This window comes from Chromobacterium violaceum ATCC 12472 (assembly GCF_000007705.1).
GTDB classification, from domain to species: Bacteria; Pseudomonadota; Gammaproteobacteria; order Burkholderiales; family Chromobacteriaceae; genus Chromobacterium; species Chromobacterium violaceum.
The window spans coordinates 4,640,476-4,661,693 of the sequence record NC_005085.1 but is presented as its reverse complement, the minus strand read 5'-3'; the positions used below and the strand labels follow the sequence as shown (position 1 = coordinate 4,661,693).

The 21,218-nt window shown below is 68.7% G+C and carries 19 protein-coding genes; 10 read left to right on the top strand and 9 right to left on the bottom strand.

The annotated features are described in order from the left end of the window. Positions 1-34 precede the first annotated feature (34 nt). Genes CV_RS21435 through CV_RS21425 form a run of 3 tightly spaced genes read right to left on the bottom strand, consistent with a single transcriptional unit; the run spans position 35 to position 4,858 of the window. The gene (locus CV_RS21435; RefSeq protein ID WP_011137865.1) at positions 35-2,440 is read right to left on the bottom strand and encodes an acyl-CoA reductase; all 2,406 of its coding nucleotides are present in this window, start codon (positions 2,438-2,440) and stop codon (positions 35-37) included. A 1-nt stretch (position 2,441) separates the two neighbouring features. Beyond that, on the bottom strand, positions 2,442-3,572 hold the full coding sequence (locus CV_RS21430; RefSeq protein WP_011137864.1) for an acyl-protein synthase: 1,131 nt from the start codon (positions 3,570-3,572) through the stop codon (positions 2,442-2,444). 29 nt (positions 3,573-3,601) lie between these two features. Continuing rightward, on the bottom strand, positions 3,602-4,858 hold the full coding sequence (locus CV_RS21425; RefSeq protein ID WP_011137863.1) for an MdfA family multidrug efflux MFS transporter: 1,257 nt from the start codon (positions 4,856-4,858) through the stop codon (positions 3,602-3,604). A 396-nt stretch (positions 4,859-5,254) separates the two neighbouring features. Between CV_RS21425 and CV_RS21420 the strand changes: the two genes are divergently transcribed. Continuing rightward, positions 5,255-6,016, top strand: a complete 762-nt coding sequence (locus CV_RS21420) for a CDP-diacylglycerol diphosphatase (RefSeq protein ID WP_011137861.1) — start codon at positions 5,255-5,257, stop codon at positions 6,014-6,016. 111 nt (positions 6,017-6,127) lie between these two features. Beyond that, positions 6,128-6,520 carry a VOC family protein gene (locus CV_RS21415; protein WP_011137860.1) on the top strand — a complete coding sequence of 131 codons (393 nt, stop codon included), beginning with the start codon at positions 6,128-6,130 and terminating at the stop codon, positions 6,518-6,520. 353 nt (positions 6,521-6,873) lie between these two features. Here CV_RS21415 and CV_RS21410 read toward each other — a convergent pair whose 3' ends face one another. After that, the gene (locus CV_RS21410) at positions 6,874-7,650 is read right to left on the bottom strand and encodes a tRNA threonylcarbamoyladenosine dehydratase (protein WP_011137859.1); all 777 of its coding nucleotides are present in this window, start codon (positions 7,648-7,650) and stop codon (positions 6,874-6,876) included. Between the two features lie 280 nt (positions 7,651-7,930). Between CV_RS21410 and CV_RS21405 the strand changes: the two genes are divergently transcribed. Continuing rightward, entirely contained in the window at positions 7,931-8,155 is a 225-nt protein-coding gene (locus CV_RS21405) for a hypothetical protein (protein ID WP_011137858.1), read from the top strand. 127 nt (positions 8,156-8,282) lie between these two features. Here CV_RS21405 and CV_RS21400 read toward each other — a convergent pair whose 3' ends face one another. Further along, positions 8,283-8,618: a darcynin family protein gene (locus CV_RS21400; protein ID WP_043596910.1), complete on the bottom strand. Its 336-nt coding sequence runs from the start codon at positions 8,616-8,618 to the stop codon at positions 8,283-8,285. A 102-nt stretch (positions 8,619-8,720) separates the two neighbouring features. Between CV_RS21400 and CV_RS21395 the strand changes: the two genes are divergently transcribed. The 6 genes from CV_RS21395 to CV_RS21370 all read left to right on the top strand — a co-directional run bounded on the left by CV_RS21395 (position 8,721) and on the right by CV_RS21370 (position 16,200). Further along, positions 8,721-9,326, top strand: a complete 606-nt coding sequence (locus CV_RS21395) for a TetR/AcrR family transcriptional regulator (protein WP_011137856.1) — start codon at positions 8,721-8,723, stop codon at positions 9,324-9,326. Between the two features lie 12 nt (positions 9,327-9,338). After that, a complete protein-coding gene (gene ltaE, locus CV_RS21390) occupies positions 9,339-10,367 on the top strand; it encodes a low-specificity L-threonine aldolase (RefSeq protein WP_011137855.1) in 1,029 nt (342 codons plus the stop codon). 43 nt (positions 10,368-10,410) lie between these two features. Further along, positions 10,411-11,127 carry a substrate-binding periplasmic protein gene (locus CV_RS21385; protein WP_043596906.1) on the top strand — a complete coding sequence of 239 codons (717 nt, stop codon included), beginning with the start codon at positions 10,411-10,413 and terminating at the stop codon, positions 11,125-11,127. A gap of 1 nt (position 11,128) precedes the next feature. Next, positions 11,129-11,896, top strand: coding sequence for an alpha/beta hydrolase (locus tag CV_RS21380; protein ID WP_011137853.1), 768 nt, complete (start codon positions 11,129-11,131; stop codon positions 11,894-11,896). A 69-nt stretch (positions 11,897-11,965) separates the two neighbouring features. Further along, positions 11,966-13,999 (top strand): prolyl oligopeptidase family serine peptidase, encoded by a 2,034-nt coding sequence (locus CV_RS21375; protein ID WP_011137852.1) that lies wholly within the window; start codon positions 11,966-11,968, stop codon positions 13,997-13,999. A 185-nt stretch (positions 14,000-14,184) separates the two neighbouring features. Then, the gene (locus CV_RS21370; RefSeq protein ID WP_080509090.1) at positions 14,185-16,200 is read left to right on the top strand and encodes a M13 family metallopeptidase; all 2,016 of its coding nucleotides are present in this window, start codon (positions 14,185-14,187) and stop codon (positions 16,198-16,200) included. Positions 16,201-16,257: 57 nt separating this feature from the next. Here the strand turns inward: CV_RS21370 and CV_RS21365 are convergent, their stop codons facing one another. From CV_RS21365 to CV_RS21355, 3 genes are all read right to left on the bottom strand, one after another. After that, positions 16,258-16,788, bottom strand: a complete 531-nt coding sequence (locus CV_RS21365; RefSeq protein ID WP_011137850.1) for a YfaZ family outer membrane protein — start codon at positions 16,786-16,788, stop codon at positions 16,258-16,260. A 174-nt stretch (positions 16,789-16,962) separates the two neighbouring features. Continuing rightward, positions 16,963-17,592 carry a YceH family protein gene (locus CV_RS21360; protein WP_043596903.1) on the bottom strand — a complete coding sequence of 210 codons (630 nt, stop codon included), beginning with the start codon at positions 17,590-17,592 and terminating at the stop codon, positions 16,963-16,965. 66 nt (positions 17,593-17,658) lie between these two features. Beyond that, positions 17,659-19,191: a glycine betaine uptake BCCT transporter gene (locus CV_RS21355; RefSeq protein WP_011137848.1), complete on the bottom strand. Its 1,533-nt coding sequence runs from the start codon at positions 19,189-19,191 to the stop codon at positions 17,659-17,661. 393 nt (positions 19,192-19,584) lie between these two features. Between CV_RS21355 and CV_RS21350 the strand changes: the two genes are divergently transcribed. Next, complete coding sequence (locus CV_RS21350; RefSeq protein ID WP_011137847.1) at positions 19,585-20,331, top strand: TlyA family RNA methyltransferase; 747 nt, start codon at positions 19,585-19,587, stop codon at positions 20,329-20,331. A gap of 49 nt (positions 20,332-20,380) precedes the next feature. Here the strand turns inward: CV_RS21350 and CV_RS21345 are convergent, their stop codons facing one another. After that, on the bottom strand, positions 20,381-20,857 hold the full coding sequence (locus tag CV_RS21345; RefSeq protein ID WP_011137846.1) for a universal stress protein: 477 nt from the start codon (positions 20,855-20,857) through the stop codon (positions 20,381-20,383). Positions 20,858-21,218: the final 361 nt, after the last annotated feature.

The window sequence follows — 21,218 nt, the reverse complement described above, 5'->3', positions numbered from 1 at the left end:
GTGTACATGCCGGCGCCGCGGCGCCGGCCGGGTTTCATCGTCTCAGGTCCAGCACCAGCGGGGTCTTGCCGCTGTGCGGATGGCGGCGGAATTCGGCGGCCGGGGTGGCGGCCACTTCCAGTTGCAGCAGGCCGCCGCCGACCACCTCATTCAGCATCGGCTCCTCCAGCAGGCGGCCGCGTATCGCCCACGGGTCGCCGTCGGCCAGCAGCCGGATGCGGTCGCCGCCGCTGTCGGCGTGGTCGACCAGCCACTGCATGGGCAGGCCGATCTTCTCGCTCAGCGCGGCCGGATTGACGAAGATGGTGCCCACCCGCAGCAGCGCGCCGTGGCGGCCGGTCAGGCGGAAACGCGGCGCGGCCAGGCCGCAGGCGCAGCCGCCGTCCAGCCACTGGCCCAGGTCGCCCAGGTCGTAGCGCTCTACCCGCTGCGCCTCGCGCTCGCGCGAGGTGAACACCAGGCGGCCGACGGCGCCGCGCGCCGCCGGCAGGTCGCTGTCCATGTCCAGCACCTCCAGCCACTGGGTTTCGGCCAGCAGGTGGAATTCGCCGTCGGCGCAGTGCGGGCAGGCGTGGCCCAGCGGGCCGGCGTCCACCGAGCCGTACATCGCCGAACGGATCAGCTCCACGCCGAAGCTGCCGATGTAGGCGCGCTGGCCGTCGCTGATGTGCTCGCCGCCGCAGAACACCTTGCGCACGCCGCCGTAGCGGCGCAGCACCTTGTTCTCGCGCTCGAACAGCCTGTGCAGCGTGCCCGGCATGCCGATCAGGGTGTTGATCTGCTGCTCGACGATGAAGTGGGCGATCTCGGCGAAGTCGTCGTCGGACGGGCCGCCCATCGGGTACTGCGCGACGCCCATGTGGTCCAGGATGGTGAAGAAGCTGAGCATGCCGCCGTACAGCTTGCCGCCGTAGAGCAGGTTCATCGCGCGGTCGGTGGCCGGGTTGAGGCCGGCGGCCAGCAGGCCGTCGGCGGCGGCGCGCATCTGGCGGTGGTAGTCGCGGTAGCTGAAGCCGGCCAGCTTGGGCGCGCCGCTGCTGCCGCCGCTGCGGAAGAACAGCTGCGCCTTGTCGCTGGCGGCCTGGCTCTGGAAGGCGGCCTTGTCCATCACCGGCAGCGCGGCCAGGCCCGCGGGCGCGGCCGGCGGCGCGTCCAGGTGGGCGTGGCCGGGCAGCGCGGCGGCGTCCAGGCTCACCGATACCCGGCGCGACAGCCGCTGCAGCGCGTAGACGCCGTCGTGCGGCTCGCCGTGGTAGCCGTCGTGCATGCGGCCGGCCGGCGCGACGCGGCTGACGCCGGCGGCCAGCAGCATGCGGCTCAGCTCCGGCAAGCGCGCCGGCGGCGCGATCAGGCCGCAGCTTTGCAGGTGGGTGCGCCAGGGGCGCAGGATGCGGGCCAGCGCCGCGCGCGGGGCCGGCCGCAGCTCCACGGTGCGGAACAGCGGCGACGGCGCCAGTTCCTGTTCCATGCTCCAGGCCAGCCGCCAGCCCTGGCCGGACAGCACCTGGCCCTGATCGTCGGCGAAAGCCTGGTCCAGCTTGTGGAAGGCCATGCGGGCGCTGATCTCGGCGGCTTCCTGCAGGTCCGGCGTCAGCGCCGGCCACAACGGCGCGCGGCGGGCGAGCGCGGCGGCCAGCCGGCGCGCCATCTCGTGGATCGCGGCCGGATCGTCGCTGTCCACCAGCAGCGCCTGCGGGCTGGAGCAGGCTTGCTGGTCGAAGCGGCAGATGTCGTCGGCCAGCGCGTCCAGCGCCTCGTCCGCGGCGGCGGCGGGGTCGAGATAGGCGAAGCTGACGCGATGGCCCCAGTCTATCCAGCGGCAGCCGGCCGGCAGCCGCGCGCGGATCGCGGACAGCGCGGCGTCGCCGCCCCAGGCGGACACGCCGTCGGCGTCGGCCATCAGCCGCGGCAGCGCGTCGCTCGGCGCCGGCAGCACGGCGACGCGGGCGGCCAGCCTGCCGCTGGCGTCATGGCGCAGCAGCTCGGCCAGCAGCCGGGAGCTGAGGCCCTGATCGCTGGAGCTGGGGCGCAGCCAGTTGACGTTGCCGGCCAGCAGGCCTTCCAGCGCCGCCATGAAGGGCAGCAGCGCGGCGTTGGACGGCGTCACGTGCAGCACCAGCCCCAGCGGCCGCCAAGCCTCGAAGCGCGGCTCGCGGTAGTCGGGGCGGCGCAGCGAGAACGGACGTTCGCCCAGCTCGCGCTCCAGCTTGGCCTGCAGCGCCTCGCGGCGGCAGAAGGCGGCCAGTTGCGCGCGGCCGGGCTCGTCCAGCAGCGGGTGGCGCTCGGCGCCGGCCAGCGCGTCGGCGAAACGCTCGGCGCAGGACAGCACGGCGTCGACATCCGGCTCCGCAGCCAGCGCGTCGGGCAGGCGGCCGCGCAGCGCGGCCAATGCCGCGTCGAGCTCGAGGTCGGCGCGCAGTTCTCCATCAATCAGATACATGTCAGGACTCCTTGATCAGTTCGGACGCGGCCATCGCGCAGCTGCGGCTCTTGCTGGTGCCGGCGCGGCCCAAGAGCTCGAACCAGTCGGTGGCCAGGCCGCAGCCGCAGCGTTCGGCCAGCTGCAGCACCGCCAGGTCGCTCAGCAGCATGCTGTGCGCCGGGCTGGAGGTGATGTAGGGCGAAACCAGGTGCAGGAAGCCGGCCTCGCCATAGGGCAGCCGCGCCAGCGTCGCGGTGTCGCGCGCCCAGGCGCGCGCCCAGCTGGGTACGTGGAAGCGGTGGTTGGTGCACTCGACGTAGGGCACCGGGTGCTCGACCGAGCCGTAGCCGTCGCGGCAGCGGGCGTCGGGCAGGCCCAGCTGCTCGCCCAGCCGGCGGTAAAGCTCTGCCTTGGGGATGGCCTGGTCGGCGTGGGTTTTCCAGCCGCCGCCGAGAAAGACCAGCGATTCCGGGTGCAGGGCGAGCGGCGGCAGGCCCATGTCGCGCATCCGCTCCAGCGCGAACCACAGGAAGGCGGGGAAACCGAAGATGCGCACCGGCAGGCCTTCCGCGGCGAATTCCTGCAGCGCGCGTATCGCGCCGAACGGGTCGAACTCGTTGCCCTTGCCGTTGTGGCGCAGCGCGTAGACGGCGCGCTTCACCGGCGCGTACTTGCACAGGAACTGGTCGGTGTAGGCGGTGCCGAGCGTGATGGCGCCGGCCGGCTCGTAGCTGAGCAGCAGGTAGTTGCACGGCTGCTGCGGCGTGTTCCAGCCGTAGTGGTCGAAGATGCGGTCCACCATGCGCTGGGCGGCGCCGATGCTGCGTTCGTCGTAACGCATCCGGCTCTTCTGGCCGGTGGTGCCGGACGAGGTCAGCTCCAGCGCGTCCTCGCCGCTCGTGCTCAGCAGCAGCCTGCGCTTGAAGTAGTTGGCGAAGATCGGCGGCAGCTGCGACCAGTCGGACAGGCCGGCCAGCCGTTCCGGCGTGAAGCCGTTCTGCTCCAGCCAGCGGCGGTAGCCGGGGCTGTGCTCGCAGTGGTAGTCGACCAGTTCGCGCATCGCGGCGTCGAACAGGCGGTCGCATTCGGCGTCGGCGCGGTACGGTTGTTCCAGCGCGCACAGCGCCTCGACATGGGAAAGCGTGGTCATGGCGGTTCCAGTGATGAAGAAAACGGGCGTCAGGCGGCGACGGGCTCGGGCCGCGGGCGGCGCAGCAGCATCCACAAGGGCGGCAAGGCCAGCAGCGAGGCCAGGCTGACGCCGGCGGCGAAGCGGGCCGGGCTGCCGCCGGCATCCAGCAAGGCGAGCATGGCGCTGCCGCCGCCCAGCATCGCGGTGGACAGCATGCCCAGCATCGCGGCGACGCTGCCCTTGGCGTTGTCGCTGCTGTACAGCGTCAGCCGGTACAGCGTGGCGTTGCCCAGGCCCAGGCCGAAGGCGTAGACCGCCAGGCAGGCGGCCAGCGCCGGCAGCGACGGGAACAGCGGCGCGGAGAGGCCGGTCAGCAGCAGGCCGCCGGCCATCGGCCACAGCGCCAGCCGCAGCAGGCTGGACAATTCCATCCGCCCGGCCAGCCGGTTCAAGAGCAGGTTGCCGGCGATCACCGCGCCGAACACCGGCAGCTGCCACAGGCCGTATTCCAGGCCGCTGTAGCCGAGATGGCGGATCAGCAGCAGCGGCGACAGGCCGATCCAGGCGATCAGCGGCAGGGTCAGCAGGCCCAGCGCCAGGCTGCCGCAGACGAAGTCGCGGTGCTTCAGCAGCGCTAGGTAATTGGCCAGCGCCACGCCCAGGCGCAGCGGCACCGGCTGTTGCGCCGGGCCGTCGCGCCGCGGCGCGCCCAGCGTTTCCGGCATCCAGCGCCACAGTCCCAGCATCACCAGCGCGGTGGCCGCGGCAAGCGCGGCGAACAGCTGGCGCCAGGACAGGATTTCCAGCAGCAGGCTGCCCAGCAGCGGGCCGGCCAGCGGCGACAAGAGCGCGATATTGGCCAGCAGCGCCATCAGCCGCACCGCGTCGCGCTCGGCGAAGGTTTCCTGCAGCGCCGGGTAGCTGACCACCACGATGAAGCCCAGCGCGATGCCCTGGACGAAGCGCAGCAGATTGAACCAGGCGATGTGCTGGCTGCCGGCGGCGGCCAGGCAGGCGAGCGCGAAGATCAGCGTGCCGGATAACAGCAGCGGCCGGCGGCCGAAGCGGTCGGACAATGGGCCGATCAGCCACTGGAAGGCGATGCCGCCCAGCAGGAAGGCGTTGAGGGCGGTGGGCACGTGGCGGCTGTCGGCGCCGAGATCGGCGGTGACGCGCAGCATGGCCGGCATCACCATGTCGCTGGCCAGGTAGGTCAGCAGTTCGAAGGCAGTGAGCAGCAGGCAGAACAGCAGCGCCTGGCGGCGGGTAATGTGCAGCAGCGGACGGAATGATTCTTCTGGCATGATTGTTGCAGTTTTCGCAGAATGGCTATGTATGGCTGAGCGCCGGACGTGATCCGGCGCGGAGGGCGCACAGAGTAGGTCAAGTAACCAGATGGAATACCTGTCCTTTGGGATGGATTTTTGTGTTTATGCTGGTTTTGAGTGATTTTGGGAAATATCAGGTCGCCTATCTGTATTTGTTTGGAATCATTTTTGTTGAATAACCAACACCATTAGCATGAGTTTTTACTCCAATCCGGGCTGGCATAGAATGCGTCGCCGCGGGAGGCGGCGGGGAACGCTCTGAAATGCGCCGAATGGCGCGTTTCGCCTGGCTGGGCGTGTTGTTCTGAGTTGGCGGAACCTGCGGATGCGGTCCCCGGGCCGCGTCGGATCATTCCAAATCATGGAGTCTCAATGAGAAGAAGAATCTTGGCGGGCGTCAGCCTGTGCGGCCTGCTGCTTGCGGGCGCGTCGTTCTACGCGCTGGCGGATGGCGACGCCTTGTGGCGCATCGTTGGCGGGCAGTGCGTGCCGGCCCAGCAGGCGCAGGGCCAGCCCGGCCCCTGCGCCGAAGTGGCGCTGCAGCGGGGCGTGGCGGTGCTGAAGGACAGGAACGGCCCGTTGCAGTACCTGCTGATTCCCACCGACAAGGTCAGCGGCATCGAGAGCCCGCGGCTGCTGGGAGACGGCGTGCCCGCTTATTGGCGCGCGGCCTGGCAGGCGCGGCGCTATCTGGACGCGCGGCGCGGCCAGCCGCTGCCAAGGCTGGCGTTGTCGCTGGCCATCAATTCCGAGTACGGCCGCAGCCAGAACCAGCTGCACATCCACATCTCCTGCACCGACCCGACCGTGCGCCAGCAGGTCGACGATCTGGCCGACGGCCTGAAGCGCCGTTGGCGGCAACTGCCGGTGGAGCTGAAAGGGCACGCGTACTGGGCAAGGCGCGTCGACGCCGACCAGAACGGCGACCCCCTGGACGACCCCTTCCGCTTGCTGGCCAATGAATTGCCGGGCGCGCGCGCCGAGATGGGACGCTACGGCATGGCGATGCTGCCGGCGCGCTTCGCCGACGGCGAGGGCTTCGTGCTGCTGGCCACCCGGTCCGATCTCCTCGAAATCAACCGCGGCTCGGCCGAGGAGCTGCAGGACCACGATTGCCGGATTCTGAAGCCGTGACAGGGGGCGCGTCCGGCCGGGCGACTCGCGGTATCATCGCATCCTGGCCGAGGTGCGGCGCAGGCTGGCGGATGTTCTGCCGGCGGCGGCGTTCGGCCGCGGAGAGAGAACATGAAGCAGAGTTTGGCGCTGGTGTCGCTGGTGGTGGCCGATTACGACGAGGCTATCGATTTCTTTGTCGGCAAGCTGGGGTTCGAGCTGACCGAGGACAGTTACCAAGCGGAACAGGACAAGCGCTGGGTGGTGGTGACGCCGCCGGGCTCGGCGGCCGGCCTGCTGCTGGCCCGGGCCAGCGACGACGTTCAGCGCGCGGCGATCGGCAACCAGGCCGGCGGCCGGGTGTGGCTGTTCCTGAACACCGACGATTTCTGGCGCGATTACGAGCGCTACCGCGCGGCCGGCGTCGAGTTCACCCGCCCGCCGCTGGAGCAGGATTACGGCACGGTGGCGGTGTTCCGCGACCTGTGCGGCAATCAGTGGGATCTGATTCAGCGCAAGGGCTGAGCATCGATTGGCGATTCTTGGCGCCGCATTTGCGCTTGTTGTTGCGGAGACATGACGTTTTCGATGTGCCCCGGTTCCTTTAAGCCTGCCGCTGGGTGGCAGGCCCGAGGTTTTAAGCGGCTGCTTGTTTGAGCCCCGCGACGTTAGCGCGGGGCGAGTTCAGCCGCGCCTCGGGCCTGGCGGGACCCTGCGGGGAGCCGAAGGCCAGGCTTGCAGGGTGGCCTTTAGGGGTGGAGGGGATATTTGGCCAAGCAAATATCCCCTCCCTGTCTGCCGGGCAGCCCCGGCAATGGAAATCATCATCCGCGTAGCGGATGCAAAACCGTGTGTTTTTGTAAGCAGCTGGGGCCTGCTTACTTCTTAGTCTTGGCCAGATCCGTCAGCACCCGCGACGCGGCGAACAGGCCGAAGCTGGCCGTCACCACCATGCCTGCGCCGAAGCCGGCGCAGGATAAACCTTGAGGCCCGCGCGCCTCTCCGGCGTCGCAGGCCTGGGCCTGCGGGTAGACCAGCTGTTCGGTGGAGTAGACGCAGGGCACGCCCATCTTCTTGCCGTCGCGGGCGAAGCCGTGGTGGCGGCGCAGGTTGTAACGCAGCTTGGACAGCAGCGGGTCCTGCGTCACCTCGGACAGGTCGGCCAGCTTGATCTGGCTCGGGTCCATCTGGCCGCCGGCGCCGCCGGAGACGATGAAGCGCTGGCGCTTCCTGGCGCACCAGGCGGCCATCGCCGTCTTCACTTTCAGGCTGTCGATGCAGTCGACGATGTAGTCGTAGCCCTGGCCCAGCATCGCATCCATGTTTTCCTCGGTAACGAAGTCTTCTATTTCCGTCACCTCGCAGGCCGGGTTGATGGCCTTGACCCGCTCGGCCAGCGCGGTCACCTTGGCCATGCCGTACAGCGGGTCCAGCGCCGGCAGCTGGCGGTTGGTGTTGGACTCGGCGACGTTGTCCAGGTCGATCAGCGTCAGCTTGCCGATCGCGCTGCGCGCCAGCGCTTCCACCGCCCAGGAGCCGACGCCGCCGACGCCCACCACGCAGACATGGGCGCGGCGAAAGCCCGCCAGCGCGTCGTCGCCGTACAGGCGGGCAATGCCGCCGAAGCGGCGGTCGAGATCGGCGGAGTGGTCCATCGGGATAACCTGTTGCCCAAAAACGGCCAAGGATAACCAAGCCGCGGCCGGGCTGCCAGCCCTGGCGGGTTCGGGCGCAAGCACGACCGGTTGAGGTGTGGCGTTTCTGGCCCGGCGTGAAGATTTTTTTACAATCCAACCGCTTGATTGATTGGAACCTTTTTCCGATTGCCCTATCTTCATCTGTACGCGCCGGCGAGGCCGGCCGCGTTCCGAGACCGGCACGAATTGCCGTCGGCAGGTCCTCTGCCGGTCGACTCTCAGTTCTAGGGAGAATCCGATGAAGCAGCAAAGATTCGACATCGATCTGGACAAGCATTACAACGCCACCGTGGTGATCGCCTGCGAGGAATGCGGACGAGAAACCCGCCAACATTTGAAGGCCCTGCTCCCCGACCACGCGCTGCGCTGCAGCTGCGGCGCCGACATCACGATGGCCGCGCCGGACATCCAGAAGGCGGAGCGCCGGGCCGACGCGATCCGACAATCGTACCGAATCCACTGAACCGCCTAGACTGACAATCCGTTGAATGCACCATGCCGGCCTTGCGCGCCGGCCCTATCAGGCCAGGCCTGAATCTTCGATGCATGCCCGATGACGGCGGCCCTGGCGGCCGCCGTCGGCATTTGGGCTATTGCGCCAGCTGAGCGTCGTAGTCGCGGAAACCATCCTCCACCGCCGGAATGATGTCGACGAACTCGAAGTAGGGCTCGGTCATCAGCGGGCTGTCGCGCAGCGCGTCTATCAGGTAATAGAAGGCCGGCACCGACTCGGTCTCGAACATCGCCACGTCGCTGCAGCGGGCGGAGAAGGCTTCGGCGTCGAACCAGCGCATGCGCACCTCGGGATAGCGCGCGTAGATCGGCTTCAGGGTCTCTTCTTCGAACCGGCGGCGTTCCGGCCGGCTCAGCCGCAGCCAGTTGGCATGGACGCGCATCAGCGCGAAGAAGGTCATGGTTTTGGACATGGCGATGCTCCTGCATGGAATAAGGGGAAGGCGGGCCGGCTCCGCTCAGCCATTAATGTAGGCGCGCTTGCGATGGCGGAAAACTCGTGTTTAGCTAGGCCCATGCCAGATATTCCGCAGCCGCGCAAACAGCCGCGCCAGGACCGCTCCCGCCATGCCGTCGCCGCCATTCTGGAGGCGGCGGCTCGCATTCTGGCCATCGACGGCTATGCCGCCTTCAACACCAACCGCGTCGCCGAGCTGGCCGGCGTCGGCATCGGCTCGCTGTACCAGTACTTTCCCAACAAGCAGGCCTTGCTGGCCGCGCTGCACCGCCGCCACGGCGAGGAGACGCTGGCGGCGCTGGACGACGCGCTGGCGCGCAGCGCCGGCCGGTCCGCCCGGGAACAGCTGGCGGCGATGGTGGCGGCGGCGCTGGATCTGCACCGGCGAGAGCTGGGGCTGCACCGGGTGCTGGAGCGCGAATGGCCGATCTACGACGAGCCGCCGGCCAGCAATCCTATCGACGCCGCGCTGCGCGCGCGGGTGGCCGGCTGGCTGGCCGCCATCGGCGCGGATCCCGCGCGGGCGGAGCGGCTGCTGCGGATGGCCGACAGCCTGGTGCATGGCCTGCTGCTGGACGCCGATCCGCAGGCCGAGGCGCTGGAAGACGCGATTACCGACGCGCTGGCGGGTTATCTGGCCCTGCCCGCGCGGCAACACACTTGAGGAGAAGCGCAGATGCAGTGGATAGACCTTCGCAGCGATACCGTCACCCATCCGACCCCGGCGATGCGCCGCGCGATGGCCGAGGCCGAAGTCGGCGACGATGTCTACGGCGACGACCCCACCGTGCTGAAGCTGGAGGCGCTGGCCGCCGACAGGCTGGGCAAGGAGGCGGCGCTGCTCGTCCCCAGCGGCACCTTCGGCAACCAGCTGGCGCTGTTCACCCACTGCCGCCGCGGCGACGAGGTGATTGTCGAGGACAACAGCCACATCGTCTGGCACGAGGCCGGCGCGGCGGCGGTGATCGCCGGCGCCCACCTGCGGACGATAGAGGGCGATAACGGCCTGATGGCGGTGGACGCGATCGAGCGGCGCATCCGCGTCGGCGACGACATCCACGAGCCTCGCACCGGTCTGATCTGCCTGGAAAACGCCCATGGCAACGGCCGCGTGCTGCCGTTGTCGGCGATGGCCGACACCGCGGCGCTGGCGCGCGAGCACGGCGTGCCGGTGCACCTGGACGGCGCGCGGGTGTTCAACGCCGCCGCCCATCTGGGCTGCGACGTGCGCGAGGTCACCCGCCACGTCGACAGCGTGATGGCCTGCCTGTCCAAGGGCCTGGCCGCGCCGATCGGCTCCATCCTGGCCGGTTCCGCCGATTTCATCGATCAGGCGCGCCGCAAGCGCAAGCTGCTGGGCGGCGGCCTGCGCCAGGCCGGCGTGATCGCCGCGCCCGGCATCCTGGCGCTGACCGAGATGGCCGCGCGTCTGGACGAGGACCACCGCAATGCCCGCTACCTGGCCGAGGGCCTGGCCAAGCTGCCGTGCGTGGACTTGAATCCGGCCGATGTCCACATCAACCTGGTGTGGTTCCGCTTCAACGCCGACATCGACGCCGCTGAACTGATGGCCGCGCTGAAGCAGGCCGGCTTCCTCGCCAATCCGCCGCATCAGGGCGCGATGCGCCTGGTGACCCACTGGCAGGTAGGCCGCGCCGACATCGACCGCCTGTTGGAGGTGATGCAGCGCGTGCTCTGCGACTGAACGGGCTATAACCATGAGGTAGAAACCGATGGGAGCTGGCCGCATGCGGCAACGCTTGAAGTTCGGCGCGCTGCTGGCGGCCGCTTGCTTTTACCCGGCGCATGGGATGGCCGATGGCCTGGAGCGGGTGCGCATCTACACCGACGACGATCCGCCCTACGTGATGGTGAGCCCGGACGGACAGGTGATGGGTGGCACCACGGTGGAGAAGGTGACGCGCGTGCTGCGCGCGCTGGGCCTGCCGTTCAGCGCGATGCAGGCCGCGCCGTGGGCGCGCGCCTACCAGCAGGCCCGCACCCAGCCCTATGCGATGGTGTTCCCCATCGCCAGGACCCGCGAACGGCAGAAGTACCTGGATTTCACCTTCAAGATTCTCGACGCCGACATTTATTTCTACCGTTTGGCCGCGCGCGCGGATATCCAGCCGCGCACGCTGGAAGAGGCGCGCAAGTACAGCGTCTGCGTGGTGCTGGACGATTATCGGCATGAATTCCTGCTGGAGCAGGGTTTCGCCCGGCTGGAAGTCTCGCCCGATTCCACGCTCAATGTCAGGAAGCTTGCGGCAGGCCGCTGCGACCTGCTGCCGTCCACCGAAAGCGGCATCGCCGGCAAGCTGAAGGCGCTGGGGCTGGAGCGCGGTCTGGTGGCGCGCGGCATCCGGCTGGACAAGCTGGACAGCGGGCTGTACGCCGCTTTCAACAAGGACACGCCGCCAGAAGTGATCGCCCGTTTCCGGGCCGCCGCCGCCGAGGTGCCCTGAGATGCGCCATCTCTCGCTGTTGCTGTGCTGCCTGCTGGCCTGGCCCGCCAGGGCCGAGACGCTGGTGGAGATTCCCACCCGCCCCGGCGTCGCGCTGCGCTTCCTGTTGCTGGAGCCGCCGGGGCCGCCGCGCGCCAATCTGATCCTGCTTGCCGGCGGCGAGGGCTTGCTCAAATTGTCGGCCGAGGGCGAGCTGGGCGCCGGCAGGGGCAACTTCCTGGTGCGCACCCGCCAGGGCTGGGCCGACATGGGTTTCCGCGTCGCGGTGGTGGATGCGCCGTCGGACATGCCGCGCGGCCTGCTCGGCGACTTCCGCGAGCGCGCCGAGCACGCGGCCGACATCGCCGCGGTGTCCGATTACCTGCGGCGGGGCGCGGCGCTGCCGGTGTGGCTGGCCGGCACCAGCCGCGGCACGACCTCGGCGGCGGCGGTCGCGCTGAACCGGCCGGACGCGGCGGACGGCCTGCTGCTGACCTCCAGCATCGACGCCGGGCGCGGCAGCCTGGCCGGTCTGCCGCTGGAGCGGCTGGCGGTCCCGGTGCTGATGATCCAGCACCGCCGCGACGAATGCCGCGCCAGCCGGCCCGGCAACCTGGGGCCGGTGCTGGACCGGCTGCGAGCGGACGCGCCGCGCGAGCTGATGCTGCTGGACGGCGGCGGCAGCGAGGGCGACCCATGCCAACCCTGGGCCTGGCATGGCTACAACGGCATCGAGCGCCGGGTGCTGGGCCTGGCCGGCGCCTGGATGCTGGCGCATGGCCGGCATTGAGGCGATTTGGCAGCCGCGCGCGCCGATGCTACCCTCGCCGCCATCCTCAGATTTTCTATCCCGATCGCCATGAACCCTTCCCACGACCCCCATGCCTGGCTGGAAAGCCTGGATTCCGACCAAGCCGCCGCCTGGGTGGCGGAGCAGAACGCCCGCACCGAGGGCGTGCTGGACGCCGATCCGCGCTTCGCGGGCCTCAAGGCCGACATCCTCGCCCATCTGCGCGACACGCGGCAGATCCCGTACTTCGCCGAGCACAAAGGGTGGCTGTACAACTTCCACCAGGACGAGGCGCATCCGCGCGGCATTTACCGCCGCACCACGCTGGACGCCTACCGCGCCGGCAGCCAGGACTGGCAGACGGTGCTCGACATCGACGCGCTGGCCGACGCCGACGAGCGCGACTGGTATCTGGACGGCGTGTCGCATTGCACGGTCAGGCCGGAGCGGGCGCTGGTGCATCTGACCGACGGCGGCGGCGACGCCACCGTGGCGCGCGAGTACGATGTCGAGACGCGGCGCTGGGTGGAGGACGGCTTCAATTTCCCCGAGGGCAAGAACCACATCGCCTGGCGCGATCCGGACAGCGCCTTTGTCTGCCCAGGCTGGAAGGGCGCGCCGCTGACCCGCGCCGGCTACCCGCGCGAGGTGTGGCTGGTGGAGCGCGCCGCCGATGGCCGGCACGGCTGGACCCTGCTGTTCGCCGCGCCGGAGGACGCGATGATGACCGCCGCCTGGCGCTTTCTCGACAGCGACGGCAGCGCCGTGGACCTGATCGAGGCGTCCGACGGTTTCTACCGCAAGACGTATCACCTGGTGGACGGCGGCCTGGAGGCGCATGCGCTGCCGCTGCCGGCCAAGGCCGAGATCGAGGCCTATATCGCAGGCGATTTCATCGTCAAGCTGGCCGAGGACTGGCGCTGGCGCGGCGAAGCGTATCCCAGCGGCAGTCTGTTGGCGGTGGGCCTGCCCGGGTTGATCGGCGAGGGTCCGGCGCCGCAGCTGCTGCAGGCGCCCGCGCCCAGGCTGGCGGTGGCGGCGGTGGAAACCACCCGCAGCCGGCTGCTGGTCAATCTGCTGGACAATGTCAAAAGCCGCATGCTGTGCTTCGCCAAGCGCGACGGCGCGTGGGAGACGCAGCCGTTGGCGCTGCCGGCCGACGGCGTGATCGAGATCGCCGACCAGCCGTGGCAGAGCGACGTGCTCTATTACAGCTACAGCGACTTCCTGACGCCTAGCGGCCTGTACCGGCTGGACTTGGAAAGCGGCGACAGCGAATGCCTGCGCCGGCAGCCGGAAGCCTTCGATCCGGCGCCCTACGTCGCCGAGCAATGGCAGGCGACGGCGCCGGACGGCGAGCGGATTCCGTACTTCGTGGTGAGGCGGCGCGACGCGCCGTTCGACGGCGCGACGCCGACGCTGCTGTATGGCTATGGCGGCTTCGAGGTGCCGATGCTGCCGTACTACATCGAGAACTTCGGGCCGCACTGGCTGGCCAAGGGCGGCGCCTTCGTGCTGGCCTGCATCCGCGGCGGCGGCGAGTTCGGCCCGCACTGGCACCAGGCGGCGCAAGGGCCGAAGCGCCAGGTCAGCTTCGACGACTTCATCGCGGTGGCGGAAGACCTGATCGCCCGCAAGCTGACCTCGCCGGCCAGGCTGGCGATAGAGGGCGGCAGCAACGGCGGCCTCTTGGTGGGCGCGGCGATGGCGCAGCGGCCGGAGCTGTTCCGGGCCGTGGTGTGCGAGGTGCCCTTGCTGGACATGCTGCGCTACACCCAGCTGTTGGCAGGCGCCAGCTGGATAGACGAGTACGGCGATCCGGACGACGAGGCCGAGCGCGCCGCGCTGGCCGCCTATTCGCCGTACCACAATCTGCGCGCCGACGCGCGCTACCCGCTGGCCTTGTTCACCACCAGCGCCAGCGACGACCGGGTGCATCCCGGCCACGCCCGCAAGATGGCGGCGCGGCTGCTGGCGCTGGGCCACGACGCGCTGTTCTACGAGACCGACGGCGGCGGCCACGCCGGCAATGCCGGCCAGGAGGACACCGCCGCCGAGCTGGCGCGGGTGCTGGTCTACCTCTACCAGCGCTTGTGCGATTGAGGCGGCAGAGGTGGCAGCAAAGGGCGCGAAAGCGCCCTTTTTCATGGCGGCTTGCCTCTTTGGGCCGGTTTGCCGAACGATGATGTCGTTTGCATTTTGCCGATTGCCGCCGCGGGGAGCGCGGGCGTACCATCGCTCGAGGCTGGTTTGTGTCCGGCCGCTTCAAGAACGATAAGAGGAAAACCATGCAAGGGAAGAAATTGCTGCCGCTGGCGCTGCTGTTTGGCCTGCAGGCGGCTTGGGCCGGGGGGCTGGATTATGGCCGCTACGGCGTGGATTTCAAGGGTATGGACCGCGAGGTGCGGCCGCAGGACAACCTGGCGCTGTACGCCAACGGCGGCTGGATGAAGCGCACGTCGATTCCGCCCGAACGCTCGTCGACGGGCGTGGCCGAACTGCTGTACGAGCGCAACCAGCAGCGGGTGCGGGAGCTGATCGAGCGCGCCGATCCGGCGGCATCCGCCGATTCGCGCAAGATCGCCGATCTCTACCGTAGCTTCCTGGACGAGAAAACCATCGCCCGGCGCGGGCTGGCCCCGCTGAGACCGAAGCTGGCCGCCATCGCCGCGCTGGACAGCGCCGACGCCGCCATCGCCTACATGGGCCGGCTGCAGGATCAGCCGGAAGACACGCCGTTCCGTTTCTATGTCGGCCAGGACAACAAGAACTCGGCCGCCTATCTCGCCGGCGTCTCCCAGTCGGGGCTGGCGATGGACCGCGACTATTATCTCGGCCAGTCGGCCGACTTCGCCGCCGCGCGCAAGGCTTACCAGGCTTATCTTGCCCGCTTGCTGGCGCTGGCTGGCGAGAAGGACGCCCAGCCGCGCGCCGCCGCGGTGCTGGCGCTGGAAACCCGGCTGGCCCAGGCGCAATGGAGCAATGTCGACAACCGCGACGCGCAGAAGACCTACAACAAGACCGCCGCGGGCGAACTAGCCGGCAAGCTGCCCGGCTACGATTGGCCGGCGCTGCTGAAGGACGCGCAGCTGGCTGCCGCGGCTGACCTCAACCTGGACCAGCCCAGCTATCTGGAACAGCTGCCCGCCCTGCTGCGCGCGACGCCGCTGCCGGCGCTGCGCGACTACCTGACGCTGCGCACGCTGGACGCCTACGCGCCCTATCTGGACAAGCCGTGGGTGGCCGCCCGCTTCGCCTTCTACGGCAAGGCGCTGGACGGCCGAGCGGTGGACCGGCCGCGCTGGAAGAAGGCGGTGGGATTCGTCGACGAAGGCATGGGCGAGGCGGTGGGCAAGCTGTACGTGGCCAAATACTTTACGGCCGAGGCCAAGCGCCAGGCCGACGAACTGGTGCGCAACCTGCTGACCGCCTATGACCAGAGCGTGGACAAGCTGGATTGGATGAGCGCGGAAACCAAGCGCGAGGCGCATCTGAAGCTGTCCAAGTACACGCTGAAGATAGGCTACCCGGACAAGTGGCGCGATTACGCCAGCCTGGAGATCCGCCCTGACGATCTGATAGGCAACGCCGAGCGCGTCGCCGCGTTCAACTACCGCCGCCAGGCTAGGCACCTGGGCCAGCCGGTGGACAGGACCGAATGGGGGATGACCCCGCAGACCGTCAACGCCTACTACAACCCGGCCAACAACGAGATCGTGTTCCCGGCCGCCATCCTGCAGGCGCCGTATTTCGACCCGGCCTTCGACACGGCGGTCAACTACGGCAGCATCGGCGCCACCATCGGCCACGAGATCAGCCACGGCTTCGACGACCAGGGCCATCTGTTCGACGGCGACGGCAATATGCGCAACTGGTGGACGCCGGCCGACGAGGCGCACTTCAAGGAAGTGACCGCCAAGCTGGTCAAGCAGTACGGCGGCTACGAGCCGGTGAAGGGACACAAGGTCAACGGCGAGCTGACGCTGGGAGAGAACATCGCCGACAACGCCGGCCTGGAGATCGCCTACAAGGCGTATAAGATCGCGCTGGGCGGCAAGGAAGCGCCGCTGCGCGACGGCCTCAGCGGCGACCAGCGCTTCTTCATCGCCTTCGCCCAGTCCTGGCGCAGCAAGAGCCGCGACGCCTCCACGCTGAAGCAGCTGGTGTCCGATCCGCACACGCCCGATTTGTGGCGTGCCTTCGGCACCGTCCGCAACCTGGATCCGTTCTACCAGGCTTTCGGCGTCAAGTCGGGCGACAAGATGTATCTGCCGCCGGCGCAGCGTTTCCATTTGTGGTGGTGAGCGGCAAGGCATGAAAAACGGCAGCCAAGGCTGCCGTTTTTCATGCATGGGGTGGGGTCAGAAGCTCAGTCCGGCGCCCAGGTAGGCGCCGTCGGCCAGCTTGCGGCTGCGGCTGTCGTTGTCGCGGCGGATGTCGAAGTAACGGTAGCCGGCCTCCACGCTGAGCGGTCCGACCACGTTCCAGCGCACGCCGGCGGCGTAGTCGTTGACGCGGTTGACGCTGCCGCTGGCGAAGCTGCTCGGCGCGTAGTAGGCCTGGCCGAACAGCTTGATCTTGGGGGTGACGTCGAAGCTGGCGCGGCCGCCGACCAGCGCGGCGGTGGCGGAGCCGCTGTCCGGCGACAGCGCCATCAGCTTGCCGCCGCCGGCCACTGTCAGCGGGCCCAGCGGCAGCGCGAACTCCAGGCCGGCGCCGCCGGCGCTGCCCTTGTGGTCGTCGCGCAGGTAGTCGAGGTTGAGGCCGATGCCGAAACCGTCCGGCGTGCGGGTGATTTGCTGGGTGCCGTTGCCGGCGCCGAACATGTAGTCGGCGGCGTGGGCGCCGCCGGCCAGCCCGGCCAGCGCCAGGGCGATTGCGAAGTGCTTCATGCGGTCCATTCCTGTTGGTTCAAACGACAACAGATAGTGACCAATTTCTAAAAAACAAGTTCATCTGGCCGGCCGCGAGCGCGCGGCCCCGGGACGGCATGCCGTCCGGCTCCACCGCCAACGGCAAGGCCCGGCGGGGCCGGGCCTTGCGCGCGGACATCGCGACGGCGCGGCTCAGCCGTTCAGCCGCTGCTCCAGCGCCAGCACCATCGCCTTCAGCGCCGACACTTCGGCTTCCAGCGCCGCCACGCGGCCGGTCAGGCCCACGTCTATCACTTCGCAGGCCTGGGCCGGGAGGATTTGCGGCTCGCCGGACAGCAAATGGCACCAGCGCGCCTCGCGCTCGCCCGGCTGGCGCTCCAACTTCGCCGCCAGCGGCGGGTACTTGTCGGCCAGCGCGTTCAGCGCCGTCTCGACCTCGTCCACGCCGGAGAAGCTGTAGATGCGGCCGGCGCGGGCGCGGATCTCGGCACTGGTCTGCGGGCCGCGCAGCGTCAGCAGGCATAGCGCGGCCAGGCGCGCGCCGTCTATGTTCCACTCGTAATTGAGGCGGTGCTCGTACTTGGCGACCCGGCTGCCGGCCGGCAGCCGCTCGGCGACCAGCTTCTTGGCGATCAGCGCGTCCAGCGCGGCGCTGGCGTCGGACTCGGACAGCTGCATCACCGGCTCGCGGCTGGTCAACTGGTTGCAGGCGCCGACGAGGGCGTTCAGCGTCAGCGGATAGGCGTCGGGCGTCAGCGCCTGCTTTTCCAGCAGCGCGCCCAGCACGCGCACTTCCGCCGCGTCGAGTTGGTGCGTGTCCATACATCCTCCATGGCAAGACAATGCTGTCATCATCGCATCAAATCGGCCTGCCGTCCCGAAGCCGGCTCAATCCGGCAGACGTTTCTCCAGCGCCTCCAACTGGCGCAGGCGGCGGATCTGGCGCAGCCGGCTGTCGTGCTCCTCCTCGCTCAGCGCGCGGTACAGCGACACCGCCATGCCTATCATGATCAGCATGAAGGGCAGCGCGCTGACGATCAGCACCGCCTGCAGCGCCTTCAGGCCGCCGCTCTGCAGCAGCACCAGCGCGATGGCGGCCAGGAGCACGCCCCAGATCAGCTTGACGCGGTGGCTGGGGTTCAGGCTGCCGCCGCTGGTGAACATGCCCAGCACGAAGGTGGCGGAATCGGCGGAGGTGACGAAGAAGATGATCACCAGCGTCATCGCCAGCAACGACAGGAAACGGCCGCCGGGCAGCTGCTCGAACATCACGTACAGCGCGGTGGACACGTCGGCCTTGACCGCGGAGACCAGGTCGGCGCCGCCGAACAGCTGCAGGTCCAGCGCGGTGCCGCCGAAGGCGGAGAACCAGACGAAGCTGGCCAGCGCCGGCACCAAGAGCACGCCGACGATGAATTCGCGCACGGTGCGGCCGCGCGAGACGCGGGCGATGAACATGCCGACGAAGGGCGCCCAGGTGACCCACCAGGCCCAGTAGAACAGCGTCCAGTTGGCCATCCAGGTGCCCTGGGTGAACGGGCTCATGCGCAGGCTGGTGCTGGTCAGATTGCCCAGGTAATCGCCCAGCGTGGTGGTGAAGGTGTCGAAGATGAAGCCGGTGGGCCCCAGGATCACCACCGCCAGGAACAGCAGCATCGCCAGCACGATGTTCAGGTTGGACAGCCATTTGATGCCGCGCGACAGGCCGGTCAGCGACGACAGCAGGAACAGCGCGGTGGCGATGACGACGATGGCCACGGTCAGCGTGGCGGACGGCGTGACGCCGAACAGCATTTCCAGGCCGCTTTCGATCTGCAGCGTGCCGAAGCCCAGCGTGGTGGCGACGCCGAACACGGTGGCCAGCACCGCCAGCACGTCGATGGCGACGCCGATCGGGCCGTCGACGCGGTCGCCCAGCAGCGGGCGGAAGGCGGCGCTGATCAGGCCCTTCTGGCCGCGGTTGAACTTGAAGTAGGCCAGCGCCAGCGCGGTCAGGCTGTACACCGCCCATGGGTGCAGGCCCCAGTGGAAGAAGGCGTGGCGCATCGCCAGCCGCGCGGCTTCTGCCGATTCCGGCGCGGTGGCCGCGCTGGCCGGCGTGGCGAAGTGGGACAGCGGCTCGGCCACGCCCCAGAACACCAGGCCGATGCCCATGCCGGCGGAAAACAGCATGGAAAACCAGCTCAGGCGGGAGAATTCCGGCTCTTCGTCCTCCTTGCCCAGCCGGATGTGGCCGAAGCGGCCGAAAGCCAGGTAGAGGGCGAACAGCAGGAAGCCGAACACCGACAGCAGGTAGAACCAGCCGAAGCGGGAAATGGTGAAGCTCAGCCACTCCGAGGCGGCGGCGGTCATGTGTCCGGGGGCGACGGCGCCCCAGAGCGCGAACAATACGGCGAACAACAAAGACAGGCGTAGGACCATCGGAACTCCTTGCATGGCGGCGAGGCGCCCCGCTCGGGGCGCGCGACCGTGATGGATGGTGGCGTATGGCGCGGCAGGGCCGCGGGCGAAGCCGGCGATGGCCGGCGCGAAGACCCCGCCCGGGCAAAGGCCGGACGCTGGCGGGGCGAGACAGCGCAAATGGGTATGATTCTACGGATTGACGGGCGGCGTACCCGTTCTGGCAGAGATGGCTGTCTGAATTATTGAATGAAATCAATCAATTGCTTTTTAGATTATCATTATTAGCGTTTTCTTGTAAACAGGGAATGTGGCATTCCGCGCAGAAGGCCCGGGCGGGCGGCCCGGCTTGACAGCGGATGGCGGCTTCGCCAACCTGTCGCGTTCATCGGGATGCGGGCATCGGGAGCGGACATGATTCGAGTGGATATTTTGCTGGTGGAACAAGGGCTTGCCGCGTCGCGGACCGCGGCGCAGAACCTGGTCGCGGCCGGCCGCGTCAGTTGCCGCGGCGCGGTGGTGGCCAAGCCCAGCCAGAAATTTCCAGCGGATGCGGCATTCGACATCGTCGCCGACGAGGCCGACCGCTACGTGTCGCGCGGCGGGCTGAAGATGCGCGGCGCGCTGGACGCCGCCGGGCTGGAGATCGCCGGCTGGACCGCGCTGGACGTCGGCCAATCCACCGGCGGCTTCACCGACTGCCTGCTGCAGGCCGGCGCGCGCCGGGTGGTGGGCGTGGACGTCGGCCACGACCAGCTGCACCCGCGGATGCGCGAGGATGCGCGGGTCCGCTACTTTGAAGGCGTCAACGCCCGCGCGCTGGACCGCGCGGCGCTGCTGGCCGCCAACGACGGCGACGGCTTCGATCTGATGGTGTGCGACGTGTCCTTCATCTCGCTGAGCCTGGTGCTGCCTTCCGCCTTGCCCTTGTTGAAGCCGGGCGGCCGGCTGCTCAGCCTGGTCAAGCCGCAGTTCGAGGTGGGGCGCGAGGGCTTGTCCAAGGGCGGCATCGTCCGCGACGAGACCCTGTACCCGCTGGTGAGGGACAAGATAGATCGGGTGCTGGCCGAGCAGAACATGCAGACGCTGGCCTGGTTCGACAGTCCGATCAAGGGCGGCGACGGCAACCGCGAGTTCTTCGTCCACGCCGGGCGGCGCTGAGAAACGGCAAGGCCCGCGCGAGGCGGGCCGGCGTGTTGCGGGCCAGGGCTTACTCGACGCGGATGTCGTCGTCTTCCTGGCTGCGCACCACCAGCAGCGGACACTGGCTGCGGCGCAGGATGTCCTCGGCGAAGCTGCCCAGGAACAGATGGGCCAGGCCGCTGCGGCCATGAGTGCCGAGCACGATCAGATCGGCCTGCTGCGCGCTGGCGTAGCCTATCAGCAGATCGGCCAGGTCATGGCCGCCTTCCCAGCTTTTTTCCAGATGGCTGACCACATTGCTCAGGCCGGCGTTGCGGGCGATCTCCTGCGCGCGCGCCAGCGCTTCCTGGCCCTGCTGCAGCGCCAGGTCGTAGCCGGGGTCGCCGGCGTAGACGCCCAGGCTGTCCACGGCCAGATCGCGCAGGCTGGCGACATGGATCAGGGTCAGGCGCGCTTCGGTGAACTTGGCGACGCGTATGGCCTCGTGCAGGGCTTTGTCGGAATTGTTGCTGCCGTCTATCGCGGCGATGATGTGACGATACATGGGCTGCTCCTTCGCGAACTACCGCTTGGTGGGATGCCTTCAGCATACTCTGATGGCGGCGGCGATGTCTCGCCGGGCGAGCGCGGGTGTTGATCCAGGGCAAATGCGTGGCCGCGATGCTTGGCTCGAATCAGGCTATGGGTTTGGCTCATGGAGTCCGCTGCGCGGACGAATGTTTGCATGGCGGGGCTGCCCGCCGAGCAGGTCGGGGAGCTGTTTCGCCTGCTCCCTATCACTGAGCGAATCAGAGATTCGCACGCAGTCACCCCTAGGCGACCCCTGCGGTCCGAGAAACCCCGGCAAAACAGCCTTGATCCAGGCGCCGCCGATCGAAAAAACGGCGGCTTAAAGGCCCCTGGAG

Excerpts from the sequence above, each read along its gene's own strand:
- CV_RS21435 (WP_011137865.1), bottom strand. The coding sequence starts at position 2,440 with ATGTATCTGATTGATGGAGAACTGCGCGCCGACCTCGAGCTCGACGCG.
- CV_RS21430 (WP_011137864.1), bottom strand. The coding sequence starts at position 3,572 with ATGACCACGCTTTCCCATGTCGAGGCGCTGTGCGCGCTGGAACAACCG.
- CV_RS21425 (WP_011137863.1), bottom strand. The coding sequence starts at position 4,858 with ATGCCAGAAGAATCATTCCGTCCGCTGCTGCACATTACCCGCCGCCAG.
- CV_RS21420 (WP_011137861.1), top strand. The coding sequence starts at position 5,255 with ATGAGAAGAAGAATCTTGGCGGGCGTCAGCCTGTGCGGCCTGCTGCTT.
- CV_RS21415 (WP_011137860.1), top strand. The coding sequence starts at position 6,128 with ATGAAGCAGAGTTTGGCGCTGGTGTCGCTGGTGGTGGCCGATTACGAC.
- CV_RS21410 (WP_011137859.1), bottom strand. The coding sequence starts at position 7,650 with ATGGACCACTCCGCCGATCTCGACCGCCGCTTCGGCGGCATTGCCCGC.
- CV_RS21405 (WP_011137858.1), top strand. The coding sequence starts at position 7,931 with ATGAAGCAGCAAAGATTCGACATCGATCTGGACAAGCATTACAACGCC.
- CV_RS21400 (WP_043596910.1), bottom strand. The coding sequence starts at position 8,618 with ATGTCCAAAACCATGACCTTCTTCGCGCTGATGCGCGTCCATGCCAAC.
- CV_RS21395 (WP_011137856.1), top strand. The coding sequence starts at position 8,721 with ATGCCAGATATTCCGCAGCCGCGCAAACAGCCGCGCCAGGACCGCTCC.
- ltaE (WP_011137855.1), top strand. The coding sequence starts at position 9,339 with ATGCAGTGGATAGACCTTCGCAGCGATACCGTCACCCATCCGACCCCG.
- CV_RS21385 (WP_043596906.1), top strand. The coding sequence starts at position 10,411 with ATGCGGCAACGCTTGAAGTTCGGCGCGCTGCTGGCGGCCGCTTGCTTT.
- CV_RS21380 (WP_011137853.1), top strand. The coding sequence starts at position 11,129 with ATGCGCCATCTCTCGCTGTTGCTGTGCTGCCTGCTGGCCTGGCCCGCC.
- CV_RS21375 (WP_011137852.1), top strand. The coding sequence starts at position 11,966 with ATGAACCCTTCCCACGACCCCCATGCCTGGCTGGAAAGCCTGGATTCC.
- CV_RS21370 (WP_080509090.1), top strand. The coding sequence starts at position 14,185 with ATGCAAGGGAAGAAATTGCTGCCGCTGGCGCTGCTGTTTGGCCTGCAG.
- CV_RS21365 (WP_011137850.1), bottom strand. The coding sequence starts at position 16,788 with ATGAAGCACTTCGCAATCGCCCTGGCGCTGGCCGGGCTGGCCGGCGGC.
- CV_RS21360 (WP_043596903.1), bottom strand. The coding sequence starts at position 17,592 with ATGGACACGCACCAACTCGACGCGGCGGAAGTGCGCGTGCTGGGCGCG.
- CV_RS21355 (WP_011137848.1), bottom strand. The coding sequence starts at position 19,191 with ATGGTCCTACGCCTGTCTTTGTTGTTCGCCGTATTGTTCGCGCTCTGG.
- CV_RS21350 (WP_011137847.1), top strand. The coding sequence starts at position 19,585 with ATGATTCGAGTGGATATTTTGCTGGTGGAACAAGGGCTTGCCGCGTCG.
- CV_RS21345 (WP_011137846.1), bottom strand. The coding sequence starts at position 20,857 with ATGTATCGTCACATCATCGCCGCGATAGACGGCAGCAACAATTCCGAC.